The 18,215-nt window shown below is 35.2% G+C and carries 23 protein-coding genes and 2 pseudogenes; 20 read left to right on the forward strand and 5 right to left on the reverse strand.

From position 1 onward, the window contains the following. The first annotated feature begins 81 nt into the window (after positions 1-81). Positions 82-516 (forward strand): DUF4181 domain-containing protein, encoded by a 435-nt coding sequence (locus ACM26V_RS04080; RefSeq protein ID WP_416150178.1) that lies wholly within the window; start codon positions 82-84, stop codon positions 514-516. 138 nt (positions 517-654) lie between these two features. Beyond that, positions 655-1,431, forward strand: a complete 777-nt coding sequence (locus tag ACM26V_RS04085; RefSeq protein ID WP_416150179.1) for a PhzF family phenazine biosynthesis protein — start codon at positions 655-657, stop codon at positions 1,429-1,431. 315 nt (positions 1,432-1,746) lie between these two features. Here ACM26V_RS04085 and ACM26V_RS04090 read toward each other — a convergent pair. Both ACM26V_RS04090 and ACM26V_RS04095 read right to left on the reverse strand, forming a co-directional pair. Continuing rightward, positions 1,747-2,897, reverse strand: a protein-coding gene (locus tag ACM26V_RS04090; protein ID WP_416150121.1) for an IS3 family transposase whose coding sequence is annotated in 2 segments (ribosomal slippage) — positions 1,747-2,639 and positions 2,639-2,897 — 1,152 coding nt in all. Because the reading frame shifts where the segments join, the coding sequence is not laid out codon by codon here. 515 nt (positions 2,898-3,412) lie between these two features. After that, entirely contained in the window at positions 3,413-3,601 is a 189-nt protein-coding gene (locus ACM26V_RS04095; RefSeq protein WP_416150180.1) for a hypothetical protein, read from the reverse strand. 619 nt (positions 3,602-4,220) lie between these two features. Between ACM26V_RS04095 and ACM26V_RS04100 the strand changes: the two genes are divergently transcribed. Then, positions 4,221-4,628 (forward strand): WD40/YVTN/BNR-like repeat-containing protein, encoded by a 408-nt coding sequence (locus ACM26V_RS04100; RefSeq protein WP_416150181.1) that lies wholly within the window; start codon positions 4,221-4,223, stop codon positions 4,626-4,628. A 157-nt stretch (positions 4,629-4,785) separates the two neighbouring features. Here the strand turns inward: ACM26V_RS04100 and ACM26V_RS04105 are convergent, their stop codons facing one another. Continuing rightward, a complete protein-coding gene (locus tag ACM26V_RS04105; protein ID WP_416150182.1) occupies positions 4,786-4,992 on the reverse strand; it encodes a DUF2281 domain-containing protein in 207 nt (68 codons plus the stop codon). Positions 4,993-6,177: 1,185 nt separating this feature from the next. On the opposite strand from ACM26V_RS04105, the gene ACM26V_RS04110 reads away from it, so the two are divergent. The 3 genes from ACM26V_RS04110 to ACM26V_RS04120 are packed head-to-tail and all read left to right on the forward strand — an operon-like array spanning position 6,178 to position 8,196. Then, positions 6,178-6,882, forward strand: a complete 705-nt coding sequence (locus tag ACM26V_RS04110) for a T7SS effector LXG polymorphic toxin (protein ID WP_416150183.1) — start codon at positions 6,178-6,180, stop codon at positions 6,880-6,882. Positions 6,883-6,884: 2 nt separating this feature from the next. Then, positions 6,885-7,859 (forward strand): pre-toxin TG domain-containing protein, encoded by a 975-nt coding sequence (locus tag ACM26V_RS04115; protein WP_416150184.1) that lies wholly within the window; start codon positions 6,885-6,887, stop codon positions 7,857-7,859. Positions 7,860-7,875: 16 nt separating this feature from the next. Continuing rightward, the gene (locus tag ACM26V_RS04120; protein WP_416150185.1) at positions 7,876-8,196 is read left to right on the forward strand and encodes a hypothetical protein; all 321 of its coding nucleotides are present in this window, start codon (positions 7,876-7,878) and stop codon (positions 8,194-8,196) included. Between the two features lie 11 nt (positions 8,197-8,207). Here the strand turns inward: ACM26V_RS04120 and ACM26V_RS04125 are convergent, their stop codons facing one another. Beyond that, positions 8,208-8,489, reverse strand: a complete 282-nt coding sequence (locus tag ACM26V_RS04125) for a hypothetical protein (RefSeq protein WP_416150186.1) — start codon at positions 8,487-8,489, stop codon at positions 8,208-8,210. Positions 8,490-8,645: 156 nt separating this feature from the next. On the opposite strand from ACM26V_RS04125, the gene ACM26V_RS04130 reads away from it, so the two are divergent. From ACM26V_RS04130 to ACM26V_RS04160, 7 genes and pseudogenes are all read left to right on the forward strand, one after another. After that, positions 8,646-8,891: an SMI1/KNR4 family protein gene (locus tag ACM26V_RS04130; protein ID WP_416150187.1), complete on the forward strand. Its 246-nt coding sequence runs from the start codon at positions 8,646-8,648 to the stop codon at positions 8,889-8,891. A 175-nt stretch (positions 8,892-9,066) separates the two neighbouring features. Next, positions 9,067-9,228 carry a hypothetical protein gene (locus tag ACM26V_RS04135; RefSeq protein ID WP_416150188.1) on the forward strand — a complete coding sequence of 54 codons (162 nt, stop codon included), beginning with the start codon at positions 9,067-9,069 and terminating at the stop codon, positions 9,226-9,228. Between the two features lie 36 nt (positions 9,229-9,264). After that, positions 9,265-9,429 (forward strand): annotated as a pseudogene (locus ACM26V_RS04140) (pre-toxin TG domain-containing protein); the annotation flags it as partial. An 84-nt stretch (positions 9,430-9,513) separates the two neighbouring features. Further along, a pseudogene (locus ACM26V_RS04145) lies at positions 9,514-9,882 on the forward strand (sugar-binding protein); the annotation flags it as partial. 5 nt (positions 9,883-9,887) lie between these two features. Further along, positions 9,888-10,385 carry an SMI1/KNR4 family protein gene (locus tag ACM26V_RS04150; protein ID WP_416150189.1) on the forward strand — a complete coding sequence of 166 codons (498 nt, stop codon included), beginning with the start codon at positions 9,888-9,890 and terminating at the stop codon, positions 10,383-10,385. A 114-nt stretch (positions 10,386-10,499) separates the two neighbouring features. Next, the gene (locus ACM26V_RS04155; RefSeq protein WP_416150190.1) at positions 10,500-10,748 is read left to right on the forward strand and encodes a pre-toxin TG domain-containing protein; all 249 of its coding nucleotides are present in this window, start codon (positions 10,500-10,502) and stop codon (positions 10,746-10,748) included. Positions 10,749-10,989: 241 nt separating this feature from the next. Next, positions 10,990-11,142: a hypothetical protein gene (locus tag ACM26V_RS04160; protein WP_416150191.1), complete on the forward strand. Its 153-nt coding sequence runs from the start codon at positions 10,990-10,992 to the stop codon at positions 11,140-11,142. Positions 11,143-11,653: 511 nt separating this feature from the next. On the opposite strand, the gene ACM26V_RS04165 is transcribed toward ACM26V_RS04160, so the two are convergent. Then, positions 11,654-12,598, reverse strand: coding sequence for an STM3941 family protein (locus ACM26V_RS04165; RefSeq protein ID WP_416150192.1), 945 nt, complete (start codon positions 12,596-12,598; stop codon positions 11,654-11,656). A gap of 304 nt (positions 12,599-12,902) precedes the next feature. Between ACM26V_RS04165 and ACM26V_RS04170 the strand changes: the two genes are divergently transcribed. The 7 genes from ACM26V_RS04170 (at position 12,903) to ACM26V_RS04200 (ending at position 18,150) form a co-directional block, all read left to right on the forward strand. Beyond that, entirely contained in the window at positions 12,903-13,226 is a 324-nt protein-coding gene (locus tag ACM26V_RS04170; RefSeq protein ID WP_416150193.1) for a hypothetical protein, read from the forward strand. Between the two features lie 377 nt (positions 13,227-13,603). After that, the gene (locus tag ACM26V_RS04175) at positions 13,604-13,846 is read left to right on the forward strand and encodes a hypothetical protein (RefSeq protein ID WP_416150194.1); all 243 of its coding nucleotides are present in this window, start codon (positions 13,604-13,606) and stop codon (positions 13,844-13,846) included. Between the two features lie 813 nt (positions 13,847-14,659). Beyond that, positions 14,660-16,246, forward strand: coding sequence for a T7SS effector LXG polymorphic toxin (locus ACM26V_RS04180; protein WP_416150195.1), 1,587 nt, complete (start codon positions 14,660-14,662; stop codon positions 16,244-16,246). 83 nt (positions 16,247-16,329) lie between these two features. After that, a complete protein-coding gene (locus ACM26V_RS04185; RefSeq protein WP_416150196.1) occupies positions 16,330-16,902 on the forward strand; it encodes a DUF443 family protein in 573 nt (190 codons plus the stop codon). Positions 16,903-17,229: 327 nt separating this feature from the next. Next, positions 17,230-17,532 (forward strand): DUF4176 domain-containing protein, encoded by a 303-nt coding sequence (locus tag ACM26V_RS04190; RefSeq protein ID WP_416150197.1) that lies wholly within the window; start codon positions 17,230-17,232, stop codon positions 17,530-17,532. A 195-nt stretch (positions 17,533-17,727) separates the two neighbouring features. Next, a complete protein-coding gene (locus tag ACM26V_RS04195) occupies positions 17,728-17,937 on the forward strand; it encodes a hypothetical protein (protein ID WP_416150198.1) in 210 nt (69 codons plus the stop codon). 42 nt (positions 17,938-17,979) lie between these two features. Continuing rightward, on the forward strand, positions 17,980-18,150 hold the full coding sequence (locus tag ACM26V_RS04200) for a hypothetical protein (protein WP_416150199.1): 171 nt from the start codon (positions 17,980-17,982) through the stop codon (positions 18,148-18,150). Positions 18,151-18,215: the final 65 nt, after the last annotated feature.

An 18,215-nucleotide genomic window follows, 5' to 3' on the forward strand; every position in this document is an offset into this window, starting at 1 on the left:
CATTTCACTTAACCTAAAGGGTAGGATAGTAAAAATAGGATTATCATAAAATGTTAAATACGAGTATAGGTGGGGTATTTTATGAATGAGTATGGTGTAGAGCCTGTTTTTTGGTTGAAGTTAGTATTATTGATAGCTTTTATTTTATTATTGTTGGTTTCTTTTAATATAATAATGAGAAAATGGTGGAATGTGGAGAGGAAGAAATTCTTTTCCGATAACCACGTTAATGAGAAACATACAAAGATTGATATGACAATTAGAATTACTGGAATGGTCAGTATTTTGTTAGGATCTGTTATAAACATTACGATAGACCCAACAAATTTGTATTGGTTTTTAAAACCGTGGTTTATACTATTTATCTTTATTGTTGCTTCACAAATAGTTACAGCTATTATGGAACGGAAATATGCACAAAATCCTAATGCCTATAAAGTAACAATTAGTGAAATAATATTTGGTTCTTTAATGTTGTTTACATTATACAAGATAGATCCTTTTGGATTATTATAAGTTACCAAGAAGAGTCTTTATTAAACAAACAGAGAAGCGATAGTGGAAGAACCGTCCCCGTCTGTGAAGGCGGTATTGGGGAGGATGCATCAATAAGTAATAGAAAAAGATATAGTTTATTTATACGGAGGAAACCATATGAATTTATCTATTTTAAATACTTTTACAGACCAAGCCTTTAAAGGCAACCCCGCTGCTGTTTGTATGTTAAGAGAGAAAAAAGACAGTAGTTGGATGCAGAGTATTGCAAAGGAAATGAATTTACCAGTCACAGCTTTTATAAATCAGTTCAAAAATGATTACTATTTACGGTGGTTTACACCTTCTATGGAAATACCAATTTGCGGACATGGAACACTTGCAAGTTCGTTCTTTTTATGGGAAAAAGGTTACGTGAAAAAAGAAAAAAACATTGCTTTTCACACAAAAAGTGGAGTACTCAAATCACAGCTTATAGATAATTGGGTTAAATTAGAGTTTCCTTCTATTCTTGAGGAGAAGATAATTGCTCCTGATTTGCTAATTAATGCTTTAGGTGTTGAGCCAACTTATGTTGGGAAAAACCAATTCGACTATTTAGTTGAATTAAAATCAGAAGATATTGTAAGAAATTTAATACCAAATATAAACTTGATTGCCCAATTACCAGTTCGTGGAGTTATTGTTACAAGTCATTCTAATTCAAATGATTTTGATTTTGTTTCACGTTTCTTTTCCCCAGCTCAAGGTCTTAATGAGGATTATGTAACTGGTTCAGCACATTGTTGTTTAGGTCCATATTGGAAGAGTAGGTTACAAAAAAGTGAGTTTACTGCATACCAAGCATCTGATAGAGGGGGAATAATAAAAGTTAAACTTATAGATGATAAAGTGCTACTATCAGGAAAAGCAGTAATAGTTTTTGAAGGTAACTAACCATTTAAAATGAGTTGTTCTGTTCAACAATAGAAGTAGCCATACTTCAAGAAGCTGTCATAGCTGTTATGAAGCTAAAGGGGAGAATACTTAAATAACTAAATATGTATTTTTTGTTATAACCTATTAGAGGAGTTGTTTATATATTAAGTATACCTTTTTATGAAATGTGATAATAAAAATTGATACTATGTCAAGAAAATGGACACAGCGAATAGGGAGATTTCAGTCAAACCCTACCGCGCTTTGCTTGCTGTCCTCTCTGTAAGAAGTAAGGGACGTAACCCTTACTCTTACAGAGAGGGTAATATCCTTCTATACAGCTTTGAAATACTGCTTTTCATAAGCCATTGGAGACATATAATTATTGGTTGAATGGATTCGCTTGTAATTGTAAAAGCTCACAAGATATTCAAAGATGCTTCTTTTCGCTTGATTTCTAGTCTTATAGTTTTCATGGAAAATTAACTCACGTTTGATCACACCATGAAAGGACTCTATGCATGCGTTGTCGTAACAGTTACCCTTTCTACTCATGCTTGATGTCACGTCATTTTCACGTAATAATGCTTGATAATCGTTGGAGGCATATTGGCTTCCACGATCGGAATGGTGGATAAGACCAGGTGCTGGTGGCTGTGTAATCATCGCTCGTTTTAGAGCTGTTATAACAAGTTCCTTCGTCATCCGTCCATCCATTTCCCAGCCTATAATACGCCTTGAATAAAGGTCCATAACCGATGCTAAGTACAGCCAACCTTCGCTCGTCCATATATACGTAATATCAGCTACCCACACTTGTCCTGGGCGTTCTACGGTGAACTGTTGGTTTAATAGATTTGGATAGATCGGTAGATTATGTTTCGAGTTGGTTGTTGCTTTGTACTTTTTAACCGTTTTTGAACGGATGCCACTTTCCTTCATAATCCGTGTCACTGTTTTCTGAGAAATCCTGACCCCAGCGCCCTGCAACACTTTTGTGATCTTCGGGCTTCCATATGTGTTCCTTGACTCTAAATGGATTCTCTTAATGCGTGCGGTTACCTTTTCTCGCTTCTTTTTTTGGCTACTCTTTGGACGCTTTAACCAAGCGTAGTAGCCACTTTTTGAAACACCTAATACCTGGCACATCTTCGCTACACGGTGATCGTGTCGGTGCTGTTTGATGAAGTCATAAATTACTTCTGGTCTTTGGCGAAGATGCCCATAGCCTTTTTTAAGATCGCATTTTCCTCTTCTAGATCTCGAATACGTTTCTTAAAATCTCGTTCAGCTTTGTCTTCGGCATGTACATTCCCACTGCCTACAAAAGCTGCTTCTTTACCGATATCATATTTCTTTATCCAGTTGTGCAGCGTTTGTTCTGCCAGGTCTAATTCTCTAGCGACTTCAGCTATTCTTTTCCCGTCCTCCTTTACCATACGGACTGCTTGGACTTTAAATTCCTTATCATACGTTTTTCTCATATTGGACACTCCCGTTAAATTGTTAGATATCATTATACTAGAATTTCTCCCAATTTACCGTGTCCACTATTTAGGCTAACATCAATTCGATTTGATGATAGTGATTATATTAATTCATCATATGTAGATGCAACTAATATTATTATGGGGGAATCGATAGAAGAACTGGAGGATGACTACTTCATTATTTCTAAAATGGGAAGTGCAGAAATGGAGTTTTAGCACCTATTATAAAGCTCAAGAGGAGGGATAAGGGATCTCTGCCCCTGTCATACCCTCTTTTACCATTCAAAACCATAACCGATAGGGAACCAATTTTTTGGCCATTCAGTGTAATAAGAGTAATGTTCAATTACTTCGTCAATACAAAAAAGATTACTTTTTGTTGCTTTACTTGTCCTTCCGCCTGAGTAATGACCTTTTACCTCAGCTGTAGCTTGTCTAAACTTAGTTGAATTTATTGACGTTGCTAATGAGATTTCCTTGGGACACAGGGACCTGCCCCTATAGAGCCATTATTTCCTTAAAGAGAGAGAAGTAGCAATTGATGAAAGCCCTATTACAATAGCTAACGGAATAGCCCGAGCAGCAAATGGCTCCGCTATATAATTTGATTGAAAAACAACTATAAGGCTAATTGATGAGATAATAAGTATAACAAGTGGTATCCACTTAGCTATTTGATCAATTATTTGTTCAATCATTTTGTATACCTACTTTCTATCGACTGAGTAGTGTTTTAAAGCTGGTTTTCCTACACTGCCATACGTGGTTTTCTCCACAAATACGCCATCCCAATTAGATCTACGTTCTTGAACAATTTTAACTTTATAACAACTAATCCTTGCCTTATTTGTAAATCTATTATTAATAATTACATATTTTTTTAATAATAGAATAGGTGAAAAGTTCTATTGTTATAAAATGAAATATTTTGATTATTGGTCACAAAGCTTATTGAAGCAGATTTGTAGTTATCATTTATTAAAAACATATCCCTTTAACATAATTGTTTAAAATTTTTCACATTTTACTTAATAGAGAATGTTCTTGTTAGTAATTGCTCTTCGGGGTACAGTTTCAACAATCTTTCGTAAAAATAAGTTAAGGAAACTTATTAGCCTAAGATACTTGGTAATGGGGAAAGTATAAAGTTCCGAAGGTGATGAAGTCGGGGAAAGTCTGTTCATTATCCAAACACTGGATCAAGGAGAAACGTGGGAAAAGATAAGTGTTGGAGGTCCTTTTCCTTCTTTACGCTTTAGAAAAGTTGATTTTGTAAATGAGGACTTTGGATATGTGATCGTCACCGGAGAAAGGAGCATGTCCTTCGAGGCTTCCTATGTTTTTGTCACTAAGGATGGTGGGCAACATTGGGAGGTAACGAATCATCCAGACACCATGAGTTTAATGGAGGACGGGGCTTTCGTACATGAATCCCAGGGTTTTCTCTCCTTTGGTGGATTTAATCCCCAAGCACCAGAACTCTATGTAACCCAGGATGGTGGCGAGTCATGGACTGAAGCAATCATTGATGTCCCAGAGGAGTTCATAGAAATATTTATTGTCGCTGAAATACCAGAAAAAGAAGAAGAATTATTGACTGTTTTACTTAATCAAGGTCCAAATGGTGATTATAAAGGTGGCGATTTGAAAGGGAAATTTATTTCTGAGGATGAGGGACAAACGTGGGAGTTTGTAATGGAGGTGGAGCCAAATGAAACAGAATAAAGGGGGAATCATTGTCGGAGTCTTTGAAAACCGCAGGGACGGTAAGATATTTCGCCTCGTGAAAAATGTATAATGTTCGTTTCATAAATAAGAACGGCGTTGTTTTCTATATGACAAGTCACTAAATGGCACTGGGATTAAAACAATGTCACCTTGTTTATGCATCAATCCATACCTCATCATCTATATCATTATCCCAAAAATCAATGCTACTTTCGCTCTCCTTTGTTAAATGTTCTGATAAACTTTTTTCTTTTTTTGTCTTTAAGTATTCAGCAAAGTTTAATATTTTATCGACTTCTTTCTCTGGAAATTCATCAATAATTTTTAGTAATCGTTCCTTTGCAGTATTCATGATGTTCATCGCCTCTCCCATGAATATTTTATCTAATTATACCATTTTAAAACACTTCAAACCATTGATGTTTACAGTCCTTGATCAACCGAGTGATTATTTCTTTACATGTAATTGCACTTTTAACTAAGCTTATAAAGCTGAAGGAGGTAGTCATCCACTAACTATCCAGAATAATTGTAATTTCGATAAGTGTTAGTGATCGTATTAAGTGGAGGAAGTGTCAAAGGAACAATACTTGGTTCTATCGACTAGGGTCAACCGAAGTAACCGCCCCTGGTTGTCCCTACTTTTTCCTCTTACGCCATATTGACGTTTCGAAGCTTTCCATTATCCTTTTCGATAGACCAGCAACTTGCTCTCGAAAAACGATTATAAAAAAGCATTACCAGAGATTGCTTCAGAAAATACATACAGAGATCTCCAGGACCTGAAATCGCAACTCCTTTAAATCCTCTCCAAAATCCAAAAGAAGACTAATTTCCTACTTCATCCGTCTATTTTCGTATTGAGAAACATGAAAAGGCTTGTGTTAACAAAGCTTTACCAGGAAAGAAAGTTTCTGGAACTTAAAATCCTGTACCTTCAAACGTATTAACCTTGTAGATATTGATTCCAAAGAGATGATAAATGAATTGCTGTTTAAGAGTTTGGTGGAGTTGTAGTGGTTAGTAATCCGTTAGGTCGTCTCAGAGCCTTTGGGGAAAATGGAGATGGAAGAGCAGAACATTGAAAGAGCATAATAAAACCCTTTGAATCTGGATGTTTGTCAGGTTCTGAGGTGTTTTTGGTTTTTGGAACAGGTGGGGAGTGATGTTCGGAACAATGCTCAAAGTTTTTTGATACAAGATTTATCGTAGTTAAGGTTTTTTAATAGAGGAAGATGCGATGGGTATTCGAGCCTCAAAACCATAGGGACGTTTGCATCTAGATAGAGATGGATAATAATTGAAGATATATATTGTTATTAAAACCATAATATGGAATAATAAAAGAGAGTCACTATCATTTCCTAATTGAAAAAGGGAAGACATTGAAACACAACTAATTCTATTAATATAAGTGTTTTTTGCTCGGTGTATCAAAGTTAAAATCGTCTGTCACCGATATAGCGGTGAAATGATCAAGAGTTAGCATCTGCAAATCACTTCATTTTGGTCCACAGCCAATACGCCAAAGAAGAAAGGAAATTCTATGGGACATAAAGTAGATTTATCAGAAGTGATAGACTTCTCCGATGAATTTAAATCAACATCTGAAGATATAACCGTCAGTCTTTTAAAAGTAGCGCAGAACATCGAAGACATTTGCAATATGAGTTCTTTTTCTGGGGAAACCGCAGATCAGGCAAAATATTATTTTAGTGATTTTCATCTGACGATGTTGACCACTTTTAACGGGGTGTTGCATGATCTCTATCAACATTTGAATCAACACATAGAAGATTTTCAATCAAAGGTAGATGAAAGTAGTAAAACGATAATCAATAGTGACGATGTGAGAGACACCATGGAGGATCTTCATGAACAAAATGAAGCTTTAGAAGTACTTCATAGTGAAGTGAGTAACATCATTCGTAGTGTTTCAGATATTAGCAGTGCAACGACGCCGTCCTTCCGTTTCGTTAAGGATGATCATGATATGGCGATAGACGTAGCCGAGAATGTCCTAGAAGATGTCCAATCATTCACAAGTGTAGGTCGACGTAGCTCGGCAGAAATAGAGAGCCTATTACAAGAGATCAGAACAACGTTAAATCATGCGAGGGCTGTAAGTGGCAGTGCTAGGTTTACAGATTACAAAGGAGGAGAAACCACTGTAGGATTGGCCGCACTTAAAGAGTATAATAAAACAATAGGAACGCCTGTGGAAGTAAATCAAGATATAATATTTTCGTAACGATGAAAATATTGAGCCAAGGGGGTGTAAGTCGTCTAAGTGTCAATCAAAGAAAGTTAGAGATAGACACTTGGTGGGATAAAACGGTTACCAATAGCGTTCGTCAAACGGAATATATTTGGAAATTGGGATCCGGAATATACAAAGCCAAAGCTAGCACTAACGGGAATGTTGAACAAAAGGTTATTTCAACAGTGACAGATTTTATACCTGGTGTTAGTAACGTGAAGGCCGGTTATGAAACTGTGTTTGGAGTTGAAATAATTACTGGACGTGAATTAGACTCCTGGGAACGCGCATTAGCTGGTGCTAGAATTATTACGGGACCCAAATCCACTAGAAATAACGAGAATGTTAATCATCCCAAAGAAACTTGGTGGGATAAAACGATTACCAATAGACTTCGCCAAGCCGAATTCATTTGGAAAGTAGGATCCGGGCTATACAAAGCCAAAGCTAGCAATAACAAGGATGTTGAACGAGAGATGACTTCAATAGCGGCTGATCTTGCACCTGGGATTAGTAACGTGAAGGCAGGCTATGAAACGGTGTTTGCATCTGATCCGATTACTGGGCGTGAACTAGAATCTTGGGAACGTGCATTAGCTGGTGCAGGGATTATTGGGGGACCATTAATCAAGGGCGTGAAACATGGTGGTAAACTTATTAAGGGTAGTGTTAAACCTGTTTCAAATATGAATGAGTTTTTTGATATGGAATTTGGAAAATCAATAAGTAAATCTTTATCAAAATCAAAAGTAAAGTACGATGGACAATCAATTTATAAGATAGAAAAGAAAACTGATAACTCATATCTGAAAAAGGGTTATGGAGTTTATCTTGACGCATTACACAAAGACCATTTAGAAGTAATAGATAAGACAGGGAATGTGAAATACGTTTTGAATTTAGATGGTACTTTGAACCCCGATAAGACTAAAAAAGCACTTGGACGAGTAGTTAAGGGGTGGAGATAATAGTGGAGGAATTTATATGGATAAAAAGTTAGAAGGAATATTAGACATACTAGATAAACTTAATTCAAGTACTAATTTTTTAAATAAAGAAGATTTAGATGAACAGTACGAGAACCTTGAGGATTTTAGGATGTTAACTAGAGATTTAGATATTATATTAAACAATTTTGGTTCATTGAATAAGAACGATGGTGATGAAATTGAGAAAATGTTATTTGAACTTCACAGAATTATAACGACGTTTGAATGGCATTTCTCAGAAATTAGTGATTTAAACACGACAATTTTAAAAGTATATAAAGACAAAATCAATAACGAAAGTAATGAGAAACCTTAAAAGAGTTTTATTTAGAGAGCAGAGGTAATCCTTGTAAGCCCTATATAATGTTCTAACAAATTCTCTGATATCGTTACGGTAGCGACTACCTTAGCATATGTCACTCCGGTTTTCGGAGAGTTTAAGGCCATGTATGGCGTTAAATACGGTGTAGATCCGATGACTGGCCAGCCTTTAAAATAGTGGGAGAAATCACTTGCGGCGGTTACCATTGTAAGTGCCTTAGCACGACGGGAGCGGCCTATCTCAAATGACGAAGTAGCTGAAGCAGACGACTGGGGATCATTTAACAAAGTAATGAAAGCAACTGCTAAAATTAGCTATCAAATGGCATTAAACAGATCTCATGATGTACCAGGCGAATATATGAAAGAAAACCCCCGGGAGTCTGTATCTACAGTGGCGGATTTCATTCCAATTTTGGGAAATGTAAATTAGAAAGTAATGTAATGCCTATCGCAGATGCAGATGGGGGAGATTTAATATGTATAGGCTTAAAAGATAAATACAGGGGTAAAATTTATTATTGGTATCATGAAAACGAAACGACTGATGAAGATGGAAAAGAATATTATTACCTTATAGCAAATTCATTTGAAGAGTTTATTTCAAAATTTTCATTTCATGAAAGAAAGAAAAATGTCAATTTAGATGACATCGAACTCTTCTTAGACGAAGATTTACTAAAAGATTAGTATCACATCAATAAATTAGAAAACCTTGATTGGCAAAGTGCCTTTCAAGGTTTTCTTTTAGGGGGCTACCTAGTACCGAATAAAGTTAATAGTATTATCTCTATAGAATTAGCCCTTGTAATTCCAATATAATGTTTTAACAAATTTTACTCCGGTTTTCGGAGAGTTCAAGGCCATGTATGGTGTTAAATACGGTGTAGATCCGATGACTGACGACCCTTTAAAAGAGTGGGAGAAAGCACTTGCGGCGTTTACCATTGTAAGTGCCTTAGCACGAAGGGAGCGGCCTATCGCAAATGACCAAGTAGCTGAAGAAGAGGGCTGGGGATCATTTTAAAAAATGATGAAAGCAACTGCTAAAATTAGCTATCAAATGGCATTAAACAGATCCCACGATGTACCAGGCGAATATATCAAAGAAAACCCCCGAGAGTCTGTATCTACAGTGGCGGATTTCATTCCATTTTTGGGAAATGTAAAAGCGGGGCAGGAAGCAGTTACAGGCGTTGATGCCATTTCAGGATATGAATTGGAACCATGGCAAAGATGGGTTTCTGGCGCTGGAATTATCGGTGGAGGTCTTGGTAAATTTGCTGGTGGTACTATAGGGAAATGGCTTGGTAAGGATATAGATAAAACTGTTAAACTCAATGATGTAGTACCGTACAGACTTAGTAATTCACCTTTAGAAAATCATCATGGTGTTATGGACATATGGAATAAATATAATGTGCCTAATTATGTAAGTAGAGGTGGAAATACCCCAACAGTTGCACTAACAAAAGAACAACATGACGCTACAAAAGCAGTTTATAGACAGTGGTTATATGAAAAAACCGGTAAGAAGGTAGGGGGTAAAATTAATTAGCAATCAGTATCACCAAGGGAAATACAAGAACTGACAGAAAGAATGTTTGACGCATCAGATGTTCCTAAATCATCCATACAAGAATATTATAATTTCTTTAATAAATATAATTATCGGGAGTGAAGCTGATGGAAAAGATAAAGCAGTTGATTACACAAATAAGAACCTTACCACATTGTCGTATCTTTGAACCTACAGAGTTACCCATTGTTGACGAAACAAAGCATATTTTACCTAATGATTTAAAAGAGTTTTATAGTCTCTGTGGTGGCTTAGTTCTATTTGAAAATGAGGAATATCCAATCTATTTCGTGTCGCCTGATAAGTTTTTATTAGCAAATCCCATAATTGTAGGAGATTTATGTGAAGAAGACATTTCATCCGATTGGTATATTATTTGTAATGATGGAACGGATGAATACTTAACTATTGACCTCAATAAAGACAGATTAGGTCAATGCTATGATAGTTTTTTTGACCGTCATGGACTTGTAGGAGAGTCTCAAATAATAGCTGCATCTTTTACTTATTTACTTGAGCGACTTATTAATAATAAAGGTCAGTATTGGTATTGGTTAAAAGATGACTTTATCTCTCTAGGTGATGCATATGATGAAATTAAATAGCTAAGGTTATTCACATTAGAAAAAAATGACCTTGGTTGGCTAAATGCCTTTCAAGGTTTTTTACTATAAGAACTTTATGGTTAAAAACCAATATGACTTTTGAATCATTAACTCATGATGATTAGAGAACTTACGATATTGGTCGTAGCGGCTGATCTTATACCTGTGATTAGTAACGTGAAGGCAGGCTATGAAACTGTGTTTGCAGTTGATCCGATTACTGGGCGTGAATTAGAAGCTTGGGAACGCGCATTAGCTGGTGCTGGGATTATTGGGCGACCATTAATCAAGGGGTCAAACATGGTGGTAAACTTATTAAGGGTGGGGGTAATAATAGAACAGTTGTTAATTGGAGACCCTTAACTTTAGATGACGCTAAGAAAGCAGGTTTTAATCCTGGAAAAAATTTAATGGTCAAAAAGTAACCGTACCAGATGGGAAATATAAAGGTAGAAAAGGCTGGGAAGATAAGGACGGGGTATAATATATGGGTTCCTGCTAAAGCGGGCGAGTCGCATGGAGGATTACTATTTGATGTACAGTTAAAGAATACTAAGTTCAAAAAACATAAAAACAATTATATAAATTAAAGGAGGTTTGTTTTTTGAAAAATATACAAATAGTAGACGGATCAATTAACAGTACTTTTGATATTTTTGAGATTGAAGATGGGAAGTTTAATATATTATCCCCTAATAACACCGATATATCATTTTTGGAGGATTACCCACATTTAATTAATGATAAGGAATTTTGAGGTTTAATTTATAATAAAAAAGTTGTTATTTCTGGATCACTGAATATGAATTTGGTAGCTGATATTGGTATAATACAATCGGTAAGTGGTTACATTGATAATTGACAGGAGTGATACAGCTAACTAGTCTTCACTACTTTGTTTGAACGTGTAGCTTTTTAGTGAAATTTCTTAGACCTTGATTGGCTTATTAGTCTTTCAAAGTTTTTTATCTGTAAAAAAACTACTTACGTATCTAAATGCTCCTGAGATAATGACTTACGAGACTGGTTGCAGTGACATTAATATAAAACAACCACACTTACTACTCGATTTAAATTAAAATAGAATTTTTGTATCATTTAATTCACTCCGATTTTTCAAAAGTACAAACCAATGCATCTGATTTATCTTCTTGTAAAATCTCTAATTGATCTGACTCATTAAAGTTAACTTCAAATCGTTTAGAATCTCCATAACCACTGAAAATTAAATGATCTATCTCCTCTGTATCTGTAAATTCTAACCTTTTTTACTGCTTTATCCGAATAACGGTATAACGTATCAATAAGAATAATATTCCAATAGGAGCAATAAATAAACTAACATGGAACAAGAAAAAGTCGAACATAATTATTAATTGTTTAAAATAATAAGTAATACCTTTTTGCTTATCTAATCTATGTCTTAACTTAAACCCAAACAACCAATCGATTAACACTTTTGCAAAAGGATATAAAATGAAGCTTACTATGATATAAAATAAATAATTATCGTCTTTACTAATAAGCAAATAAAAGAGTATAAACGAGATAGCAAATAAGATAAAGCCATACCCGTAAGATTTTAAAAAGTATGAACGATTGATGGATCGATTGATCGGCGGCGTTGGATCATATTTTTCCATAAAGTCCGTCTCTTCATTTTGTTTCTGTGAAGTTTCAATGATCGGAGCTTCATTGTTTAGTTTTTGTTGGATAATTAGATCTAACGTCTCTAGAAATGCAGAGCGATCTTGTTTTCGTGCAGCTTTTGAGTTAATCGTAAATAGAGAAAAACCAGTTACTCGATTCATAAATAATCTCACTTTATTATGAAAAGACAATTGAGTAAAATAATCATCTTCGTCATATAAAACAATCTCGATGATGCTTTGAAATGAAACTTCAGATACTTTTATGTATTCAATGTCCGTAAAATAAATTGTTACTTCACTTTTCGTAAACGAATCTAATTGGAGATATTCATCCGTTACAGTGATATAAGGATTACCTCGGACCATTTTTAATATATTCGCAAAGGCAAAGAAACTAAATAAAACAATAATAAACAACGCCAAAGCGATAAATAGTATAGATTCTTCTATATATGCAATATACACCATTAAAGTGCCAAAAGCGACAAGTAATAATGAAAAAATGATTCCGAGAAAAAGCTTCCCTTTTGCATGATAAAATTCTATTTTATTTTGTATCAAATTAAAAGACTCCTTACAATTAGAAATACTGTTTTGTGTCGCTTGATTTTTACCCTTACTTTTAAAAGGACGATAACAATTTTTATTATAGCAGTTCATAAACTATAAAACTACTAATTAATTAATCAGTTTGAATAGATTCATTAATAGTATTTACTTTGTCTTCTAATGCTTCTAATTTAGCTGTTTGTTCATCGTATGTTTCGCCTAGTGATTTTTTCTTTTTCTTGTTTTTTTCTTATCAAGAGCTTCTTCATTTAATGAGCAATATTTCCCTGAAAAAGGTTGGGATGATTTTATTGTTGTGATTTTAACTTGGTGGCACAAAGCAATAATAAATTTAATTAGTAGTCGTAAAAATGGAGTTGTTCAAGAATTTGAATTTATGAATGGACCATTATTAGTAAAAGGTATTAAATTATCAGATGATATTGTAGAATTGCAATTTATCAAAGAGAAGAAAGACTCTGAACACATCTTTTTTACATGTCAAACTAGTATCAATAAATTTAAAAGAACTTTATTAAATAGTACCAAGAAGTTATTGAAAGATATAAAAAAAAGAAATTGGCAATCAGACGATATCGAAGAATTAGAGAAAATGTGGAGCATTTTAAGTAATAAATAATAGTTACTCCAAAGGGTTTCCTTTGGAGTTTATTTTTATATGGACGGAGTGTCGAATGAAGGATATCATCGGGCGGTAAATTAATAGTATTTTCAGAGACGAAGGAATTAGTGATACAAAACTGAATGAAGAAGCATTGGAAATAGACAGGGTGGGCTTACAAAAAATGTTGGCTCACCTTTCGTCTGAAATAGAATTGTGGTGTTTGACCGACAGTACGGTATAACTTTAAAGCACTGGGGATCAGGCACCTTTTACCATAAGTATAAACATAAAAGAAGGTACTTGTCTTCTTGGCACCACGAACAACTGCGATAGAAGTTAATAAGAACATTACGGAGCGAAACATCTAATCTTATCATACTGCATTTGCGCTTTTGTCTTGGCAAGAGTTGTCGCAGCAATTGCAAGATTCACAATCGTTAGTAGAAGCAAATCAGCAAAACAATGTTCAAGATGTGATCTCTTTACTGGTTGGAATGTGGTTGGAACATTTTAAGGCTTTTTTAGTGGACGATGCAATTGATGCAAATGACGTTTACTACTATAAAAGTCACATTCCATATCCAACTCTTGAAGCGGCAGGAGGTCAATTTTATGAATACCATGAACAACATTAATCAAACGGGAGAAAATATTACAAACGCGATGCAGGTTGTAATGAAGTCATACGAAAGCGTTGGAAAGCTTCTATCTGAATGATACCTTGTTGCTCCAAGTAATAAGTTAGAGGCCGTGACTTCGAAGTTTTTACGGTGGAAATCAGATTCCCATTCACCAGGATGGTTAATTACGAGCTTTATTATACTTCCTGTACCTTCAAACGTATTAACCTAGTAGATATTGATTCAAAAGAAAAATACATGAATTGCTGTTTAAAAGTTTGGTGTAGTTGTAGTTGTTAGTAATCCATTAGGTCGTCTCAGAGCCTTTGGGGAAAATGGAGATGGAAGAGCAGAACATTGAACGAGCATAATGAAAGCCTTTGAATCTGGATGTTTGTCAGGTTCAGAGGTGTTTTTGGTTTTGGAACAGGTGGGGAGTGATGTTCGGAACAATGCTCAAGGTTTTTTGATACAAGATTTATCGTAGTTGAGAGTTCTTTAACTGAGGAAGATGCGAAGGTTCTTCGACACTCTAAACCACAGGGACGTTAGCATCTAGATAGAGATGGATAATAATTGAAGATATATATTGTTATTAAAACCATAATATGGAATAATAAAAAGAGAGTCACTATCGTATCTTATGTCATTTTCTAATTGAAAAAGGAAAGACATTGAAACACAACTAATTCTATGAATATAAGTGTTTTTTGCTCGGTGTATCCAAGTTAAAATCGTCTGTCGCCGATATAGCGGTGAAAAGATCAAGAGTTAGCATTAACCTAATTTTGGTCCACATCCAATACGTTAAAGAAGAGAGGGAATTCCATGGGGCATAAAGTAGATTTGTCAGAAGTGATAGACTTCTCCGATGAATTTAAATCAACATCTGAAGATATAACCGTCAGTCTATTAAAAGTAGCACAGAACATCGAAGACATTTGCAATATGAGTTCTTTTTCTGGGAAAACCGCAGACCAGGCCAAATTATATTTTAGTGATTTTCATCTGACGATGTTGACCACTTTTAACGGATTGTTAAATGATCTTTATCAAAATTTGAATCAACACATAGAAGATTTTCAATCAAAGGTTGATGAAAGTAGTAAAACGATTATTAATAGTGACTATGTTAGGGACACCATGGAAGATCTTCATGAACAAAATGAAGCTTTAGAAGTACTTCATAATGAAGTGAGTAACATCATTCGTAGTGTATCAGATATTAGCAGTGTAACGACGCCATCCTTCCGTTTCGTTAAGGATGATCATGATACGGCGATTAACGTAGCCGAAAATGTCCTAGAAGATGTCCAATCGTTCAGAAGTGTAGGTCGACGTAGCTCGGCGGAAATAGAGAGCCTATTACAAGAGATCAAAACAACGTTAAATCACGCAGATGCTGTTAGTGGTAGTGCTAGGTTTACAGATTACAAGGGAGGAACAGTATCTGCAGGATTGGCCACACTTAGAGAGTATAATAAAACGCTCGTAACGTCAGTGGAAGTAAATCAAGATTCCATTAAATATATGTCGTTACTGCAAATTAAGCAATTAAACGACGCTGCAGTAAAAGGTATGGATGAAACAACTCAAAAGATTTTAAATCGTGCTTTTACAGATCTTATTAGTGGAAAAATTACTCGAGCAACTTACTATGACATCTTTACAACGATGAAAAAATCTACAAAAGATTTGAGTGAAGGGGAACTAAACGAAGAAGTGCCTGAAACGGTTATGGAATATATATTTAATAATAAAGGCAAAATCGGTATTGATTTAGCTGTAAATACTACTGTAGGAGCGGTGAAATTCATCGGGAATACAACAAGAGAAATAGGGAGCGCAGTAGGAGGGATCGGAACCAGTATAAAGAGTATAGGGGATTTATTTAGTAGGATCTCAAGTAATGCAGCTAATGCTGTAACGGGTGTTGGGGACTTTGCAACGAAAACCTCTAATGTTATAACGAAAACGGGTCAGTTTGTTCAAGGAGCCGGAAGATCTTTAGGTGGGGTATTTATAGTAGCTAGTGCTGGTGTCGGGTTTTATGAAGACCTAAATGAAAAGGGTAAGACAGTAGGAGAGGCTATAGCGCATAATGGAGCAAGCGTGGTGGCTGGTTTAGCAGGTGGTGCAGCAGGGACTGGTTTGGTAACCGGTTTAGCAACAGTTTTCGCTGTTAGTAATCCTGTTGGCTGGGCAATAGTAGGCGGAGTGGCAGTTGGTTCAGTTGCAGCATGGGGGTTTAATTATATGTATGATAACAATGTTGCAGGAATTCAAAATGGATTAGATGCTGTAGGTAGGAAGTTGGACGATGTTGGTGAATCTATTGGAGCTTTAACAAAGGATGCTGGAGAGGCTGTTAGTAACGGATTAAATGCAATTAATCCGATGAATTGGGGATGGTAAATTCTATGAAGTGTGAAGTACAAAGTACTAGGAATTTAAGGTTTAGGATTTTAAAGATTGAAGGAAACACCTACATTTTAGATATGAGCCAATCCATATGGAAAATACTATTTCCATTTTTAACATGGATCCTTCCACATACAATTTATAAAGTGGATGAAAAAGAACTTAATCAAAAAATACAACTTGTAGGCATGAAGCAACCTAAAAATAACGTCAGTATTTTAGTAACAGGTGGTATCGGAATAAGCTTAGGAACTTTCCTTACTGCATTGACGGATTATTTTTATATTCAGAGTACGATAGTAGTGAATAGTATCATCGCAGGAATAGTGTTAGTGACATTTATTCTAGTAGGTTTCGTTTTAAGTAATCGGAATAAACATAATTTCTATCAATTAATTGCACCGATTGCACCAAATTTGTTGTCAAAAGAACGTATTTGGATTAGACCAAAATCGTTTAAACATTTTATTTATACTTTGTCCATGTATATATTCTTTTTAGTCTTTTTTATCGCTATGTTTGTACTGTTTATTACAGATGGGAATATTATGTTAATTATTTCTGCGACTGTTTTTGGACTAGGGTTATCAGTTGTTAACGTTGTATTTGTAGGAGATGGTCCTACTACGGTGAAATTTAAGAAGAAATAACGTAAGTCTATGCCAAAAAGAATAATTGAACCGTTTCATTAAAGCACTTTATGAATTGTATTCTAGTAAGGGAATTGATGTGATGAATCCGATGAGTTGAGTGTGGAAATTTAATTGCGTTACTATGCTCAATGTTTTAATTTTTCTTTGCATTAATTATTAACACGGGGACCGTCATACCAGATGAAACCTACGGCAAGCTTGCCAATCCGAATTAAGTAGTTAACGAAAAGGTTCAAAAAGCTAACCGCCCTGACATGGTATAGAAGCTAATTTAAACTATAATTCTTAGGCTAGAAAATCTAAAGAGAAAAAGGAGAAAAGAAAATGTTACCAATCGGATCAATGGTGTATTTAAAACAAGGAACGAGTAAACTAATGATTTTAAATAGAGGACCAATTATTGAAGTAGAGGGCGAGCAAACTTGGTTTGACTATTCAGCGTGTGCCTACCCTCAAGGATTAGTGCCGGATCAGGTGCTGTATTTTAATCATGAAAATGTCGACGAAGTGGTGTTTGAAGGGTTTAAGGATACGGAAGAGGATCGTTTTCAAACGTTGTATCAGAAGTGGCAAGACGAAAATGGACAAAGTATAAAACGAGGGGAAGTGACAGAGGCGTTGAAATAGACGATTGATGTAAATTGTCTCCTAACGCAGCTATTTACATAATATTTTGGGGGAAGCAGGAGCCTTAGGGTTTCTGCTTATATATTTTGATTTTGTGGGGGAACTGCAAGGACTGGAGATCGTCGAATAACTGCACTCTCTTGACAACTATGGCGCTTCTCTTTTAGAACAGACGAAAGATCCCTTGCAGAGGATTTGGCTGACATCGAAAAGGCGACAGATACAACGTTGGAAGGGTTAAGTCAAGATGGTGAAACGATTCTAAACTACGCTTATAACCAATTAAAAAACGGTGACATAACAAGATTAAAATATTTAGAGATTGTTAATAGGTTAGATAAATGGGATGATATTCCATATGGAGAAATTAGTGCTACAGAAACTGTTTTTTGGAATATCTGTTGATAGATTCCTTGGGGATGGGAGAATTTGTTTTTTTAGTTCTCGGTGAATTACTTAACCTGTATGAAGGAAAAGAAAGTACAAGAGGGACAGAACAGTTCAGTTATCACGCATGATTATCAAAAGGGCTCATCTATTGCAGATTTAGCAAAGGATGCTGGAGAGGCTGTTAATAAAGGATTAAATGCAATTAATCCGATGAATTGGGGATGGTAAATTCGATGAAGTGTGAAGTACAAAAAGCTATGAATATAAGGTTTAGGATTTTAAAGATTGAAGGA

It is taken from the genome of Salipaludibacillus sp. HK11 (genome assembly GCF_047795645.1).
Classification (GTDB): Bacteria; Bacillota; Bacilli; order Bacillales; family Salisediminibacteriaceae; genus Salipaludibacillus.

What these genes read in the sequence shown, in the direction of transcription:
- ACM26V_RS04155 (WP_416150190.1), top strand. Translation starts at nt 10,500, where the DNA reads ATGATGATTAGAGAACTTACGATATTGGTCGTAGCGGCTGATCTTATA.
- ACM26V_RS04095 (WP_416150180.1), bottom strand. Translation starts at nt 3,601, where the DNA reads ATGATTGAACAAATAATTGATCAAATAGCTAAGTGGATACCACTTGTT.
- ACM26V_RS04085 (WP_416150179.1), top strand. Translation starts at nt 655, where the DNA reads ATGAATTTATCTATTTTAAATACTTTTACAGACCAAGCCTTTAAAGGC.
- ACM26V_RS04130 (WP_416150187.1), top strand. Translation starts at nt 8,646, where the DNA reads ATGCCTATCGCAGATGCAGATGGGGGAGATTTAATATGTATAGGCTTA.
- ACM26V_RS04105 (WP_416150182.1), bottom strand. Translation starts at nt 4,992, where the DNA reads ATGAACATCATGAATACTGCAAAGGAACGATTACTAAAAATTATTGAT.
- ACM26V_RS04120 (WP_416150185.1), top strand. Translation starts at nt 7,876, where the DNA reads ATGGATAAAAAGTTAGAAGGAATATTAGACATACTAGATAAACTTAAT.
- ACM26V_RS04110 (WP_416150183.1), top strand. Translation starts at nt 6,178, where the DNA reads ATGGGACATAAAGTAGATTTATCAGAAGTGATAGACTTCTCCGATGAA.
- ACM26V_RS04100 (WP_416150181.1), top strand. Translation starts at nt 4,221, where the DNA reads ATGTCCTTCGAGGCTTCCTATGTTTTTGTCACTAAGGATGGTGGGCAA.
- ACM26V_RS04180 (WP_416150195.1), top strand. Translation starts at nt 14,660, where the DNA reads ATGGGGCATAAAGTAGATTTGTCAGAAGTGATAGACTTCTCCGATGAA.
- ACM26V_RS04115 (WP_416150184.1), top strand. Translation starts at nt 6,885, where the DNA reads ATGAAAATATTGAGCCAAGGGGGTGTAAGTCGTCTAAGTGTCAATCAA.
- ACM26V_RS04135 (WP_416150188.1), top strand. Translation starts at nt 9,067, where the DNA reads ATGTATGGTGTTAAATACGGTGTAGATCCGATGACTGACGACCCTTTA.
- ACM26V_RS04150 (WP_416150189.1), top strand. Translation starts at nt 9,888, where the DNA reads ATGGAAAAGATAAAGCAGTTGATTACACAAATAAGAACCTTACCACAT.
- ACM26V_RS04190 (WP_416150197.1), top strand. Translation starts at nt 17,230, where the DNA reads ATGTTACCAATCGGATCAATGGTGTATTTAAAACAAGGAACGAGTAAA.
- ACM26V_RS04185 (WP_416150196.1), top strand. Translation starts at nt 16,330, where the DNA reads ATGAGCCAATCCATATGGAAAATACTATTTCCATTTTTAACATGGATC.
- ACM26V_RS04080 (WP_416150178.1), top strand. Translation starts at nt 82, where the DNA reads ATGAATGAGTATGGTGTAGAGCCTGTTTTTTGGTTGAAGTTAGTATTA.